A 13653-nucleotide genomic window follows, 5' to 3' on the forward strand; every position below is an offset into this window, starting at 1 on the left:
TCCCGCGCGCGACGATAACGCGTCCATAACGTAATCAGGATGTAAACGGAGTGTTAGGTTCCTTCCGATTCCGCACAGCGGAGTTTCAGATCGGTTTCCACGCAGCCATGCACGAAACCCATTCAACTGGATTTGGAGAGAGCCAAATGCATTACAAGTACACCCTGCTTTCACTGGCAGTGGGCACCGCCCTGGCGGCCACCTGGTCGCCGGCCGCACATGCCCAGGATGGCAGCGAGAAAACACCGAAGAACCTCGATCGCATCCAGGTCACCGGCTCGGCCATCCGCAGCGTCGACATCGAGACGCAGCAGCCCATCATCGCCATCACCCGCGCGATGATCGAACAGCAGGGCTTCACCACCATTGCCGACCTGCTGCAGAACCTCACCTCCACTGGCGCCCCGACCATTTCGCGTGCGCGCGCACTGGCTTCCGGCGAGAACGTCGGTGGCTACTACGTGAACATCCGCAACCTGGGCGCCACCCGCTCGCTGGTACTGGTCAACGGCAAGCGCCTGGGCGCCACCACCGGCGGCTACCAGGATCTCAGCCAGATCCCGATGAGCGCGGTAGAGCGCATCGACGTACTGAAGGACGGCGCCTCTGCGCTGTACGGCTCGGATGCGATCGCCGGCGTGGTCAACATCATCACCCGCAAGAACTACGAAGGCCTGGAAGTGTCCATGCAGCATGGACAGTTCAGCCAGGGCGACGGCAAGGACAGCACCTTCTCGCTGGTCACCGGTGCACGTGGTGAACGCGGCGGTTACACGCTCGCGCTGGAGTACCAGAAGTCGGACCCGGTGTTTGCCCGCGACCGTGAGTTCTCCCGGTACGGTGGTGCTGGCCCCAACTACCCCGGCGCGGACTGGAGCAACATCAGCCAGAACGGTTCGTGGTGCGATCCGGCCCTGTACAAGTGCAACACCGGTGATGCGGTGTTCAAGACGCTCAATCGTGGCGGCAACCCGAAGAACCCGAACGACTACCATCCGATCACGCCGGCCGAGTTCGCCAACGGCAACGAGCAGATGCACCTGCAGACCGGCATCGAGCGTCGCTCGCTGTTCCTCAGCACGGACTACGCGCTGACCGAGCAGATCAAGTTCACTGCCGATATCGGCTACAACGAACGCACCACCGACCAGCAGATTGCAGGTTACCCGTACCAGTCGACCAAGTTCGGTACGCCGCTGGATGCGGCCAGCGTGTTCAATCCCATCGACCACAGCATCGCGTTCAATCGCCGCCTGTGGGAGGTGCCTCGCACCACCGAAAGCAAGCTGAAGTCCCTGCGCGTCGCGCCCAGCCTGTCCGGCTACTTCGAGCTGGGAAGCAAGGCGTACGACTGGGAAGTCGGCGCGCTGTTCAACCGCAATGAAGTTACTAAAACGGGCCGTGGCGACATGAGCCTGATCGCTTCCCGGCAGGCGTTGGGGCCCTCCTACCTCGACGCCAATGGTGTGGCCCGCTGTGGTACGGCGGCATCGCCGGTCTCGGGCTGCCTGGCTTGGAATCCTCTGCTGCCGTTCGGGGTCGCGGGGGCTGGCTCTCTCTCCGATCCCGAGCTGCAGCGCTTCCTGTTCCCTACGTTCAACGATACCGGCATCACCAAGACCCGCAGCTACTTCGCCAACATCTCAGGACCGGTGATCGAGCTTCCCGCCGGCGACCTGTCCGTCGCCCTGGGCTACCAGTACCGCAAGGAAGAGGGCCGCTTCGTGCCCGATGCCTTCGCGCAGTCGCGGCAGAGCACGGCGCTGGGTGCCTCCACCACCGCCGGTGATTACAGCCTCAACGAGTTCTTCGCCGAAGTAAACGTGCCGGTGCTGCGTGACCTGCCGTTCGCCAGGGAGCTGACCGTGAACCTGGCCACGCGCTATTCCGACTACAGCAACTTCGGCAGCACCACCAATTCCAAGGCCAGCTTCGCCTGGCGCCCGATCGAAGAGCTGATGATCCGCGGTACCTTCGCCGAAGGCTTCCGCGCACCGAGCATCTCCGATCTGTACGGCGGCCTGGGCACCAGCTTCGAGACGTATGTCGATCCCTGCGGTACCGGCGCCACCAACAGTGTCAACGGCAATGCCGCCTGCAACGCGGCGGGCGTACCGCTGGGCTACCAGCAGCTGAACCAGAGCCTGAAGCCCTGTGCCAGCTATCCCTGTGCCACCCCCGACGAGTTCACCACCGGCTCCAATCCGAAGCTGCGCCCGGAGGAGTCCAAGAGCAAGACGGTGGGCGTGGTCTGGAGCCCGCGCTGGGTCGATGGCCTGGACATCAACCTCGACTGGTACAGCTACAAGATCACCAACATGATCATCCAGGACAGCGTCGACCGCATCCTGCGTGACTGCTACGTGCTGGGTAATGCCTCGCGCTGCGGAAGCGTAAAGCGCGCCGGTGATGGCCACATCACCAGCATGTTCTACGGCCTCGCCAACCTGGGCTCGATGGAGACCGAAGGCTGGGATCTGGGCATCCGCTATCGCCTGCCCGAGTTCTCCTTTGGCCGGTTCACCATCGACCTGCAGAACAGCTACGTCTCCAAGTACGACGAGCAGAACCAGAACTCGGCTGGCGACACGATCATGATGGGCCGGATCGGCCAGCCGGGCATTTCCCGACTGCGCTCGAACCTGGGCGTGAATTGGCAGCTCGGCAACTTCAGCACCCAGTACACCGTGCGCTACTTCTCCGGCATGGTTGAAAACTGCGTGCCGAACCGGCCCTGCACCCTGCCCGACCGCTACGCTTACGGCGAGCCGGATGCGCTGCGCAAGGTGGGTTCGAACACCTTCCACGACATCCAGGTCAGCTACAAGCTGCCGTGGGATGGCACGGTGGCCTTGGGCTCGAACAACGTATTCAACCACCAGGGCCCGATCATGTTCTCCAAGCCCTCCAGCTCGTTCCCCTACTACGGCGGCTTCGACATCGGCCGCACCGTGTACGTGAAGTACTCGCAGCGCTTCTGATCGACAGGTACGTGCTCGTGGCCGGCGGAGGGGGAGTCCGCCGGCCACGATGCACACAACCTCCACTCGATCTCCATCGTTCTTCGACGGAATCTCCAAGGTTCCCGGCAACACTGATGTCATGACGGCATGGGAGCAGGACCGCATGGATCGCCACGCGCCTCGACACTGCACGCCCGTCTCCAGGTTCACCACTGAACGCGACGGTGTGGCCCGGTCCCGATCCTCCGGACGTGCCGCCGCAAGGGAAGTACGAGATGACGACGGCAGTTCGCACTGGCCTGACCGACCTGGTCACTGACGCGCAGCGGTACCTGCGCAGGATTCTCCCCGGGCTCGCCTCTGCGGTGCACCCGCTTGCCTCATCACATGCCATTCCACGCGCGATGTCCTCGCGCTACCACCTTGCCGAGCTGATGCTGTATGGGGAAACCCCTGCGATGCTTGCCGTGGCCCGCGAGCCCAGCGAGTCCAGCAGCCGCGTCATCCAGGACGTCCGCTGCCTGCGCGCTGCGGCAAATGCACTGGTCCTGTATGTCTCTCCCTATCTCACCCCGACCCAGCGGCGGTTCCTGGTGGAGGCCCATATCGACTTCGTGGTTCCGCATGCCCAGCTGTTCGCGCCCAGCCTGGCCATCGAGTTCCGCGACGCGCCCGATCACGAGAAGAAGGCCATCTCGCTGCTGCCCTCGGCACAGGCCGTGTTGATCCACGTGTTGTTGTCGGGGCAGCCGCGATGGTGGTCTCCCCGCGAGATCAGTGCGGCCGCCGGCTACACCTCCATGACAGCATCGCGCCTCTCTGCCGAACTGGTCGAACGCGGCCTGGTCGAACGCTCCACCGGTGGCCGCGAGCGCTTCCTGAAGCTGGCCGGCAACCGCGACGAGGTCTGGGCCCGGGCACAGCCATTCCTGCGCTCCCCCATCCTGAAGGAAGTGGATGTCTGCTGGGGCCCGACCGCCGAGATGCTCCGCGATGCCGGGCACCCGGCGCCGACGGCAGGCCTCGATGCACTTGCTGAAACGTCACCGATCTGCGGCACCCGCGCGCTGCACATCGATGCGTGGCGGTTGTTGGGTGCACTTCCCATGCCCGGTCCGGACTGCGTGCAGACCGCACGGCTGCAGGTCTGGGCCTATCCGCCCGCGTTCACCAGCATCGGCGATGTGGTGGACCCGCTTTCGCTCCATCTCAGCCTTCGGGGCAAACGCGGCCACGATGCGGACGCGCTGGAGCAGCGGGTGGAACAGGCGCTTGGCGGGGACACATACCCCGCATGACCGAAGCCCTATGCGGGTTGCTCGCTCGACACTGCAGCGGCGCGCCTGGCGCTGTACTCAGCGAACACCACGCCGGACACCGCCAGCAGGCCACCGCCCAGTACCCAGCCACTGAGCGATTCGCCCAGCAGCATCACCGCCAACGCTGCGGTGACGATCGGCACCAGGTTGAAGAAGCCGGAAACACGCGCTGCGCCCAGCCGGGAGAGGCCCGTCATCCAGGTCAGCGGCGCGAGAATGGATGCACAGACCGCCGCGAAGCCGATACAGCCGACCGCCGTCAGGTTGTCCACCCCGGTCCCGATCAGCAGCTGCAACGGTAGCAGGATCAGCGACGCCGCCGTGGCCTGCAGGAACAGTGACTCCAGCACCGACAGCGGGATCTTCCAGCGTTGCATCAGCACGTTGTAGGCGGCGAAGGCCAACGCGCCGACCAGCATGATCGCATCACCGCGGTTCAGGCCCTGCGTAGCCAACCGCGCCAGGTCGCCCTGGGACACCACCGCAACCACGCCGATGCTGGAGATCACCGCTCCGAGGATGGAGGTGCCACGTACCGGATGGCCCATGAACACGCGTGACAGCGCCAACGCGATCAGCGGGATCAGGGCCTGGATCACCCCCATGTTGGTAGCCGAGGTGAAGTGTGCCGCGTAGTAGGCCAGGCACTGGTACATCACGCCGCCCAGGCAACCCAGCACCAGGAAGCGGCCGAGGTTTGCACGTACGGTCGGCAGATTCTGGCGCAGGCGTGGCAGGGCAAACGGCAGCAGCAGGATGGCGGCCACCAGCCAGCGGAAGAAGCCGATGTCGATCGGGCCCACTGAACCGGAGGCAAGCTTGGTGACGATGGTGTTCGCGCCCCATAGCAGGCACGCAAGGATCGGGAAGAGATAGTTCAAGACGGCAGCTGTACGCAGGGGAATGGCCAGCGTACGCTTGGCGCATATCGAGGACATCCCGAAAATGCGCCATTCCGCCTCTCGCTTGCGGCAACCGCTTGAGCCCATCCCCACCTTCAGCCAGCTGCCCGGCCCGATCTACTTCCGGCAGGGCGCAATGGAGCCCACCAACTGGGGCACGCACAGTCATCCGTGGGGACAGTTCAACTTCGTCGCACAGGGCGTCATGGAGATGAAGATCGATGGTGAGTGGATGGTATCTCCGCCCCATTACGCCATCTGGATTCCACCCGGCATGGCCCACTACTCACGCAACCGGTCGGCACTGGCCTATCGTTCGGCCTACCTTTCACCCGCGTTGTCACGCAGGTTGCCCGTGCGTTGCCATGCGTTGGAGGTGAGTCCATTGCTGCGTGAGCTGCTGCACGAACTGGCGCAACAGGGCGTGACTGATCCGAAGACACCCGCGCAGAAGCGCATGGCCGCGGTGGTGATCGATCAGATCGTCAATGCCGCGGTGCTGCCCAGCTTCCTGCCGGTCGCCAGCAGTGATGTGCTGAAGCAGGTGATGGTGCATGTGGAGAAGCACCTGAGCGCCGCCGAATCGGTGGCCGATATTGCGCGCCGCCACCACATGAGTGTGCGCAAGCTGGAGCGCCTGGCACGCAGTGAACTGGGCATGTCGCTTGGCGACTGGCGTGGGCGGGTGAAGTTCGTGCGCGCCACCGAGGCGCTGTGCACGCGCCGACCGATCAGCCGGATCGCCGAAGAGCTGGGCTACTCCGGCGTCAGCGCCTTCGCCGAGATGTTCAAGCGGCACGCGCAGTGCACGCCGGATCAGTACCGGAAGCTGCATCGGGTTGGGTGAGGGCTCGAATCGGGCGATGTCGATTTCCCACCCCGTCGTTCGTCGGAACAGGAAAGGCGGGCCCTTCGGCCTGCAGGAGTGCCCCGATGTGCCCCATCCTCACCGCCTTCGCCACTTCCCCGGACCGCGGCCAGGGCCTGGCCCGTGACATGCGCGTGCGCTGGGCGCTGGAGGAGCTCGGCGTGCCCTACGACGTGCAGCTGCTCAGCTTTGACGAGCTGAAGCAGCCCGCGCACCTGGCCCGCAACCCCTTCGCGCAGATCCCCACCTGGCAGGACGGCGGCCAGATCCTGTTCGAATCCGGCGCGATCGTCCTGCACCTGGCCGAGCAGCATCCCGGTCTGTTGCCGACCGATCCGGATGCGCGCATGCGCGCCATCATGTGGGTGTTCGCCGCGCTGAACACGGTGGAGCCGCCCATCGTCGAGCGCTCGATGGCCTGGGTGCTGGAACGCGAGCAGCCCTGGTATGCGCAGCGCCTGCCGATGCTCGATGAGCGTGTGCGTATGCGGCTGGTGCAGCTGTCAGCGTGGCTGGGCAAAACCCTGTGGCTTGAGGGCGACTTCAGCGTCGGCGACCTGATGATGGCCTCTGTGCTGCTGCGCCTGAAGAGCAGCGGCCTGCTCGATGAGTACCCGCAGGTGGTGGCCTATGTGGGCCGTGCAACGCAGCGCCCCGCCTACCAGCGTGCGTTCGCTGCGCAGCTGGCGGTGTTCCAGAACGCCTGACGCTACGCCCGTGGGCAGCCCTTAGTGCAGACTGCGCCGGCATGCGGCCTGCACCAGCATCAGCTGCGCCACCAGGATCAGCATCGCGCAACCTGACAGCAGCCACGGGTCGATATACCACTGCGCGTTGAAGCTGAAATCCCCGGCGAAAATGCGCTTCCAGCCGTTGAAGTGCTGCATCGCCGCGACCACGAACGCGAAGCCCCCTGCGGTGTACGACAACCAGGGCACGATGAGACCGCCCGGTCGCGCGAACAGCATCAGCATGCCCAGCACGCCGATGACCGTGCGCTGCACGCGGCAGTACGGGCAGACATAGGCCATCCCACTCCATTCCACCGCCCAGGCCAGCAGGCTGACCAGCACGGCCGCGCCTGCGGCTGTGTACAGGACTTTCGGCGTGATCGTCATGCCACCCTCGTGTGCCATCCCGTGCTCCTTGGTTGAAAGACCCGGGCAGGGTAGCAGTGCCGCAGCCTCATCCCTTCTTGATGACGGTCCGCTTGCCGATGGTGCTGGTCTTGCCAGCGGTCGGCCTGGCCAAGCCAGGAATCAGGAAATCGGTGGCCTTGTGGCCCATCGACACCTTGGACGCCAACCAGCGCGGCATGCGCCCGCGACCGGTCCAGGTCAGGCGCTTGTATTCCGGGTCGCGATACTTGGGCGCGACTTTGCCGGATTTACGGCGGGCGGATTTGCGGGCGGGCGCAGGTGTTTCCGAGGCTTCGCCACCGAAGAGTTCTTCGAGGGTGTAACCGGCTTCGGCCGCGGCGGCCTTCAACATCCGCCGTACCGCACTGGCCGGACGGCGGCTGGAAATCAGCTGTTTCCGCCGTTCAGCGGCAACCACCAAGGCGCCCAGCTCCCGAAGGCTGAGCGATTCAATATCAATCGTCATGGGAGAAAGGTCTCCTGCGGACGGCCAGCTGTCAAGGCGTTGCCCTTGGCGTAGACACGGGCTTCACTGCCGGTGGTCTCCGATCGCCTTCGCCGGCCATCTCCGAGGACACCGACGTGAGCCACTCATCCCATTCGCTCGCTTACCTGCTTGCACGCATCCTGCTGATGGCGCTGTTCCTCATCTCCGGCCTGGGCAAGCTCGGTGATCTCAGCGGCACCCAGGGCTACATGGAAGCGATGGGCGTGCCCGGCATCCTGCTCTGGCCCACCATCGCCTTCGAGATCGGCAGCGGACTGTGCATCCTGTTCGGCTTCCAGACCCGGCTGGTGTCGGTCGTGCTGGTGGGTTTCAGCCTGGTCACTGCCTTCATCTTCCACCACAGCTTCGCCGACCAGACCCAGCAGATCATGTTCCTGAAGAATCTGGGACTGGCCGGTGGCTTCCTGCTGCTGGCCTGTACCGGCGCCGGGCGCTACAGCATTGACGGCAGGGGGCGGCGCGGGTAAGCGCCGATCGGCGACCCGCACGCGCTAGCGCCGAAGCTCAGCCTCCGGCGCCAATGTGTGGAGCACCTTGCCCTGCGCATCGAGGAACTCGATCGCGCCGTAGCCTTCCGCAGTGACAGTCAGCCGCAGTCGCGTGCGGTCTGCCTTGTCGTTCAAGGCAATGGCCGGCGTGCCGTCAGGCCCGACCACCAGACCGATGCGGGTCGGTGCTTGCACCCCAGGAATCAGCTTGTTGCCCAATGCAGGCTCACGGATCAGTTTCGGCGCCTGGTTGATCGAAAAACTCACCGCGCCGTCCGGCGATACCCGCCAGCCGATCGCATCCATCGCCGGATGATCCAGCGCAAGCACCGCCATGCCGCCGTCGACATCGGCGGTGCCGAAGCCACCGCGCTCGCTGCCCTGGTTGTCGTACAGCACCATGCCGGCAACGTTGAAGGCGCGCTTGTACTGCAGGCCATCGATGATCGGTGCCGGTGTCTTGCCGGACAGCGTCATGCGGATCACCCCCGTGTCATCGACGATATCGATGCGCCTTGCGGTGATGCGCTCGTGGTCCGGTGTTGCTACGCGCGTCTGCGGTGCCTTGTCGACGATCAGGCGTTGCAGGGTGTCAACCGACGGGCGCCTGGGTGAGTCGGACGGCTCGGCAGCGGCAGGCAGTGCCGCAAGGGTAGTCAGGGCGACGAACATACGGGCACTGCGCTTCATGCGGGCTCCTTGTCGTACGGATCGGCGGAAGCCGCATCATGCCACCCTTGCAGCGCCCTCTCATGAGGGAGGCGGAATTTCCGGCAGCTGGAGCCCCTGCGCCAGGGCGAATGCACGTGACGCGCGCCAGTACGCCTCAGGCGGCCTCTGCAGTTCGGGCCGGCTCCAGTAGTCATTGATGTGCAGCACGCTCATCACGTCGCCCCATGCAGCGCGCGCATCGTGGACGCACATGCGCCAGCGATGATGCGGCGGAAAGTACGCGTAGTACTCAAGCGCCTGCCGCTGTGCCTGCTCTTCGTCAATCCCTGCCTGATGGATCAACGTCCACGCATGCATATGGCGCGCGTGCGCAAGCGCACCGAGATACTCATCCTCATCCAGCAAGGGAATCGGCTCGCCGCGCGCCAGGCACAGCGCGTCCAATTCGGTGTCGTATTCCAGCGAAGGCTGCGTCAGTTCCGGGTGCTGGTGCCAGTACCCTTCGCCCAGCACGTGCAGCATCGCCCAATGCCAGGGCTCGTCGTGGAAGAGCAGTTCGTGCTCGTATTCGTGGCCGGCGGTCTGGTCGGGATAACGTTCGCGTGCCTGTTCGATTGCCAGCGCTTCGGGAATCTGGCCGTAGCGCACCAGGCACCAGGCGAACAGATGCCGGCTGTCTTCGATTTCAGTGGTGAAGTCTTCCACCGGGGCGCGGGTGTCGGGCATGTTCGATCCTTGCGTGTGGATCAGATGTTGCCTTGAAGGCAGTGCGCGCGGGGAAGAGGAGACCAGCAGCCGATCATGCACGCTGAATTGGTGGGCCCACCAGGACTAACACAATCCCCGCGATTCATTGTTCTGCAATGCTTTCGTGATTAGCATCCCCCTTGTTACCGCCAAAGTTACCGCCATGGAAAGTTCCTTTAGGAGACGACAATGCGAGCCAGTGGACAGGGGAACGTAATCACGCAAGTACTGACATTCGAGGACCTGCGGAATCTGTGTTCGCCCAACGGTCCGTCGCCACGATTGTCTACGGTAGAGCGTTGGGCCCAAGCACAAGGTATCCGGTACAAGTACGATGGCCAAGGTGGGATATGGACAACCATCGACGCTCTGAACGCTGCATTAGGTCTGCAGCCGGCAAGAGAAGACGAACAGTACCTAATCGACCTGATCTAATGCACTTGAGGCATCCGCCATTTGGTGGAGCCTGCCGGTTTCGGCCGTGACACGCATCTTTGGCCGACCCGCACGGTAAGACCGGCAACCCGACTGAGTTCATGTATCAGCTGGTGCGAATCTGCGAGGAAGACGGTCACACCCTCGATCCATTCGTTGGCTCGAGCACGATGCATGTGGTCGCGGGTCTTGCAGGCTACAGCTGGACCGGCATCGAGATGACCCGCCATTACTTCAAGGTTGTCTCGCGTCGGCTGCTCGCAGACTAATCAGCCCGCTGCCCAATGCAAGAAGGCCGCCTAGTTGGCGGCCTTCTTTGATTTCAGCTTAAACCATCGCAAGCATTTCCTGAAGGATAGCTTGACGCTTCAATCTGTCGCTTGTTACATCGCCCAAATTTCTACAGATTCGGGCAGCGCTTGTAAAGACGTCGTTGGCGGCCGACCCATGCTGACCCATCACATCGATGATCGACTTGGCCTGCGCCTCAGCCTGCCTGGAATTCAGGTGAGGCGTTCCGGCTCCATGCATCATTGCCCGAACGAGCGGCAGGATGTGCCACTTAAATCTCTTGAGGTTCTGTGGAATTGTGCTGTTCGAAACAAGCAAAGAGAATCTATACATTGTGAGGCATGAGGCATAGAAGACGATCTCGCGCGTGTCGTCCGCAAAAACCTGTTCCGCAAGTTCCTCATACATCTGCTTGGGGTAGCGTGCTGCTAGCTCCGGGCGTCCACAGAACATCGCAGCGACGCACTTCGTCGCATTATGAAGGGAGAAGATGCGGGTGTTTGGTATGTCCTGACCCACGTACTGCCGGTCCCTTCGTTCAAGGTAAAGGCGTCCCTCCGCACCGTCGAACGTATTGAAGTACTGTTCCACTTTCCGCACGATTGGTCGAAGTGACAAGAACTGAATGTCGCCGACTTCGGTTTGACTGTTGGTCGCCCTAACCAGATCGGAGAAAACATCCTCGAGCTGTGTCTCGACGATTTTCACGTTAACCATCACATCTCCGAGAGATGCCCGATTCTCAAAGAGGACGTTTGACGTCTGGCAACCGTTTACGATCTGGAAGTTGGTCAAATGAAGCGTATTTCCCTGCAGCTTTACATCCGGACTGACAATGGTGATGCCGTTGTTCAGGACAGGAAATCTGCTCGATATGTCGGACGTCAAGGTAGCAGCAATGGAGCGATTGACCGGGTTGTCAGCACCTAGGAAGGATCGGACGTTCTCCTCGAACACTTGGGTGCGAAGATTGCCATCCTCCGTCGTGAGCACGTTGTCCACAAAGTCGCTTGCTCGAACTACGGCAAGGTAGGCCTCATCAATTCCTACAATGTTCGGCAGCGCAGCATACGTAAATGCTGGAAGGCTCGCGTTTACGCTCGAATATGTGCCGACCCAAAGCCGCGTCAACTCATCCCGATCCACGAACTTGATATCGATTTCGTGGAATATTCCAAGAGCTGCCACCTGATTCTTGAAATCAACCAGTGCCACCTCTAGGGCGTCTGGCTTTTGATACAACCCTGTCGACACGTACCTCGCTATCAGGGAGGGCCGACCGTTGCGAACCTTCGGAACTTGCTCCAGGACTACGTCGAAGATGCCACGGGCCTCCGCGAGAACTTCATCTGCGGGCGCGTATGGGGATGAGGTCAGGAATCGAAGTACGCCTTCCTTGAACTTAAGGAAGTCACCCAAATCGAAGCCCTCGGAGCGTTTTGCTTGTACGAAGACGGCATCCACATCGTGATTTCGTCTCGCCGGAGCGAATGTAGCTTGAGCGTCCTCAATCGATGTACAGCCTGTCTCATCGATCATGATCGAGATGGCGTCAATGCCATCGTCGTTCTCACCCGTGACTACTTGGTCAAGGTCAAAAGAACCACTGAAGCGGCTGGCGATTACCGAATACGCAGCGAATTTTTCGAACTGCTTCGCTTCGTCTTCGGCTTCAAGAGAAAAGCTGGACACGAAGCTCTGTAGATGCGCCTTGATGATCCGATGCACTGCAATCCTTCCTGGTTTGTAGTTGGGTTCGCATTGAAGCGTCTGCTCCCCTACGACGCTGTAGTTGGCCGGCGGGCGGCCGTACTCTCGCACGTCTCCACCCCGTACCGCGAGCATAAACCGTCATTTGCCTGGCAAAGAACCCCTTCCAGCAACCGCGTGTAGTGGGTTGTACACGGATCATGCCAACCCCAGGCACGTGGCAAAGATGAGCCAACGACCTTACGTCTCTCACGGCTCCGGCCGAGGCAGGCCCGGCCATCGGATGCGCACTCGTCTCCCCGCCACGCCTGCACACTTCATGGGGAGCCTCTTCTGCACTGTGAGGAAGGCCGCCCACTGGGCGGCCTTCTTTCATTATGCAGTGAGTGAGTGATCAGCGACGTCGTACTCGACTTCAACATTGACGGATGTCACCGCCGTCCAGACTCTAGCGTCGGGCCACTTCAGCTCGTTGCTTTGCGGATCGTGCTTCACGCCTGTCACGCGGAGGACGAGTCGAATGCCGACTGTGCCATCTGCAAGCATCGCGGCGAGGCGATCAAAGGCCTGTGCCGAAGCAGAGTAGGTCACAGCCATGCACTCCGGTTTTCCTGCATGCGGATGGCTGCCCGCCGAGCCACGGTGCTCTGGAGGGTCATCGATCTGCTTGCGACTTTCATCCTCATCCAGACGCTCGATAGTGATATCCCATGGCAGCTGGGTCAGATGCTCGCCCGAATCACCGGTCAGTGTACGGCCGTTATCAAGCTCTCCCTTGAGATCCAATTGGGGTTGTTCGCCCGCCTCCAAAGGCATCAGAAGTGAGGCGGCGCTGATCCTTACGGCGAGTGGGTGGTCCAAAAGTGAGGTGTCCATGCGGCTCCTTGCCGGGTGAGAGCGTCCATCCTACGACGACGTGCCCACTGCCGGCATGAACTGTACGAAAGTCAGCGCGAGCGTATGTCGGTGACGACCAGCATCCTGCGCGCGCACTCGTCTCCCCACCACGCCTGCGCACTTCATAGGGTGCTTTTTCTGCGCTACCTGCACACGGGCCAGTGGCAGGCCCAGCAAGGCTATTGGGGGCACTGAGGGGTCGTGCGGCCACCTGCGAATCCCTGCACCAAAGGGGGTGATTGGTGAGGAGTTGAGGGGGTCGGATGGATGCCAGACGTGCAGTCGCCAGAGAATGGAGGCAAGAGGCCATCCAATAGCGTCCAAGAAGAAAGCACCACTACTTACAGTGTTTCAGGAAAGCTATGAAATGGGGTTGTGGAACACTTTTTTGGTTACAGCCCCTGTCCGGGCACTGTCGCTCCTCCCCCGCTGCCGCTTCTCCTGTCTCCCAACGGTCTTGCCGGTATCACTGCTGCCTTGTCGCCTGCCATTTCCTGCTTGAGAATTCTGACTCACTGTTATTGCTGGTTACATTGGTACGCTGGTTACAGCGCGATTGCAACTCATACATATCAATAACTTACGCGTGATTGAAGAGCGTACCAGTCGTTGAGCAAGACTGGTTGCACTGGTTACATCCATCGCCGTAGAAGCCCATGACCTGCCGGTGCGGCCCAGGCATCGCACTGACGGAATGACGTGACGAGCCGTTCC

Annotated in this window: 14 protein-coding genes; 7 read left to right on the forward strand and 7 right to left on the reverse strand. The window is 62.1% G+C overall.

What is annotated here, in order from left to right; genetic code table 11:
* Nucleotides 1–146 precede the first annotated feature (146 nt).
* Complete coding sequence (locus AC0Z6F_RS16635; RefSeq protein ID WP_006395577.1) at nucleotides 147–2981, forward strand: TonB-dependent receptor plug domain-containing protein; 2835 nt, start codon at nucleotides 147–149, stop codon at nucleotides 2979–2981.
* 257 nt (nucleotides 2982–3238) lie between these two features.
* The gene (locus AC0Z6F_RS16640; RefSeq protein WP_012512197.1) at nucleotides 3239–4261 is read left to right on the forward strand and encodes a helix-turn-helix domain-containing protein; all 1023 of its coding nucleotides are present in this window, start codon (nucleotides 3239–3241) and stop codon (nucleotides 4259–4261) included.
* Nucleotides 4262–4269: 8 nt separating this feature from the next.
* Here AC0Z6F_RS16640 and AC0Z6F_RS16645 read toward each other — a convergent pair whose 3' ends face one another.
* On the reverse strand, nucleotides 4270–5220 hold the full coding sequence (locus AC0Z6F_RS16645; RefSeq protein WP_174238311.1) for a DMT family transporter: 951 nt from the start codon (nucleotides 5218–5220) through the stop codon (nucleotides 4270–4272).
* 7 nt (nucleotides 5221–5227) lie between these two features.
* Here AC0Z6F_RS16645 and AC0Z6F_RS16650 point away from each other — a divergent pair, with 7 nt between their 5' ends.
* Nucleotides 5228–6031, forward strand: a complete 804-nt coding sequence (locus AC0Z6F_RS16650; RefSeq protein ID WP_012512199.1) for an AraC family transcriptional regulator — start codon at nucleotides 5228–5230, stop codon at nucleotides 6029–6031.
* Nucleotides 6032–6117: 86 nt separating this feature from the next.
* Nucleotides 6118–6759: a glutathione S-transferase family protein gene (locus AC0Z6F_RS16655; protein WP_012512200.1), complete on the forward strand. Its 642-nt coding sequence runs from the start codon at nucleotides 6118–6120 to the stop codon at nucleotides 6757–6759.
* Between the two features lie 21 nt (nucleotides 6760–6780).
* Here AC0Z6F_RS16655 and AC0Z6F_RS16660 read toward each other — a convergent pair whose 3' ends face one another.
* Nucleotides 6781–7188 carry a hypothetical protein gene (locus tag AC0Z6F_RS16660; protein ID WP_485617878.1) on the reverse strand — a complete coding sequence of 136 codons (408 nt, stop codon included), beginning with the start codon at nucleotides 7186–7188 and terminating at the stop codon, nucleotides 6781–6783.
* A 49-nt stretch (nucleotides 7189–7237) separates the two neighbouring features.
* Entirely contained in the window at nucleotides 7238–7657 is a 420-nt protein-coding gene (locus AC0Z6F_RS16665; protein ID WP_100435293.1) for an H-NS histone family protein, read from the reverse strand.
* 116 nt (nucleotides 7658–7773) lie between these two features.
* Between AC0Z6F_RS16665 and AC0Z6F_RS16670 the strand changes: the two genes are divergently transcribed.
* Nucleotides 7774–8166 carry a DoxX family protein gene (locus tag AC0Z6F_RS16670; RefSeq protein WP_100435294.1) on the forward strand — a complete coding sequence of 131 codons (393 nt, stop codon included), beginning with the start codon at nucleotides 7774–7776 and terminating at the stop codon, nucleotides 8164–8166.
* A gap of 24 nt (nucleotides 8167–8190) precedes the next feature.
* Here AC0Z6F_RS16670 and AC0Z6F_RS16675 read toward each other — a convergent pair whose 3' ends face one another.
* Both AC0Z6F_RS16675 and AC0Z6F_RS16680 read right to left on the reverse strand, forming a co-directional pair.
* The gene (locus tag AC0Z6F_RS16675; protein ID WP_485617881.1) at nucleotides 8191–8877 is read right to left on the reverse strand and encodes a hypothetical protein; all 687 of its coding nucleotides are present in this window, start codon (nucleotides 8875–8877) and stop codon (nucleotides 8191–8193) included.
* Nucleotides 8878–8937: 60 nt separating this feature from the next.
* Nucleotides 8938–9585, reverse strand: a complete 648-nt coding sequence (locus AC0Z6F_RS16680; RefSeq protein WP_485617883.1) for a hypothetical protein — start codon at nucleotides 9583–9585, stop codon at nucleotides 8938–8940.
* A 210-nt stretch (nucleotides 9586–9795) separates the two neighbouring features.
* Between AC0Z6F_RS16680 and AC0Z6F_RS16685 the strand changes: the two genes are divergently transcribed.
* Complete coding sequence (locus tag AC0Z6F_RS16685; protein WP_081284527.1) at nucleotides 9796–10041, forward strand: hypothetical protein; 246 nt, start codon at nucleotides 9796–9798, stop codon at nucleotides 10039–10041.
* Nucleotides 10042–10100: 59 nt separating this feature from the next.
* A complete protein-coding gene (locus AC0Z6F_RS16690; protein ID WP_065183203.1) occupies nucleotides 10101–10310 on the forward strand; it encodes a DNA methyltransferase in 210 nt (69 codons plus the stop codon).
* A 58-nt stretch (nucleotides 10311–10368) separates the two neighbouring features.
* On the opposite strand, the gene AC0Z6F_RS16695 is transcribed toward AC0Z6F_RS16690, so the two are convergent.
* On the reverse strand, nucleotides 10369–12060 hold the full coding sequence (locus AC0Z6F_RS16695) for an AIPR family protein (protein WP_065183204.1): 1692 nt from the start codon (nucleotides 12058–12060) through the stop codon (nucleotides 10369–10371).
* 357 nt (nucleotides 12061–12417) lie between these two features.
* Nucleotides 12418–12918, reverse strand: a complete 501-nt coding sequence (locus AC0Z6F_RS16700) for a hypothetical protein (RefSeq protein WP_138970151.1) — start codon at nucleotides 12916–12918, stop codon at nucleotides 12418–12420.
* Nucleotides 12919–13653: the final 735 nt, after the last annotated feature.

It is taken from the genome of Stenotrophomonas sp. 1L-E-5-B-C3 (genome assembly GCF_057292075.1).

Excerpts from the sequence above, each read along its gene's own strand:
- AC0Z6F_RS16655 (WP_012512200.1), top strand. The coding sequence starts at position 6,118 with ATGTGCCCCATCCTCACCGCCTTCGCCACTTCCCCGGACCGCGGCCAG.
- AC0Z6F_RS16640 (WP_012512197.1), top strand. The coding sequence starts at position 3,239 with ATGACGACGGCAGTTCGCACTGGCCTGACCGACCTGGTCACTGACGCG.
- AC0Z6F_RS16675 (WP_485617881.1), bottom strand. The coding sequence starts at position 8,877 with ATGAAGCGCAGTGCCCGTATGTTCGTCGCCCTGACTACCCTTGCGGCA.
- AC0Z6F_RS16635 (WP_006395577.1), top strand. The coding sequence starts at position 147 with ATGCATTACAAGTACACCCTGCTTTCACTGGCAGTGGGCACCGCCCTG.
- AC0Z6F_RS16665 (WP_100435293.1), bottom strand. The coding sequence starts at position 7,657 with ATGACGATTGATATTGAATCGCTCAGCCTTCGGGAGCTGGGCGCCTTG.
- AC0Z6F_RS16680 (WP_485617883.1), bottom strand. The coding sequence starts at position 9,585 with ATGCCCGACACCCGCGCCCCGGTGGAAGACTTCACCACTGAAATCGAA.
- AC0Z6F_RS16650 (WP_012512199.1), top strand. The coding sequence starts at position 5,228 with ATGCGCCATTCCGCCTCTCGCTTGCGGCAACCGCTTGAGCCCATCCCC.
- AC0Z6F_RS16645 (WP_174238311.1), bottom strand. The coding sequence starts at position 5,220 with ATGTCCTCGATATGCGCCAAGCGTACGCTGGCCATTCCCCTGCGTACA.
- AC0Z6F_RS16685 (WP_081284527.1), top strand. The coding sequence starts at position 9,796 with ATGCGAGCCAGTGGACAGGGGAACGTAATCACGCAAGTACTGACATTC.
- AC0Z6F_RS16700 (WP_138970151.1), bottom strand. The coding sequence starts at position 12,918 with ATGGACACCTCACTTTTGGACCACCCACTCGCCGTAAGGATCAGCGCC.
- AC0Z6F_RS16660 (WP_485617878.1), bottom strand. The coding sequence starts at position 7,188 with ATGGCACACGAGGGTGGCATGACGATCACGCCGAAAGTCCTGTACACA.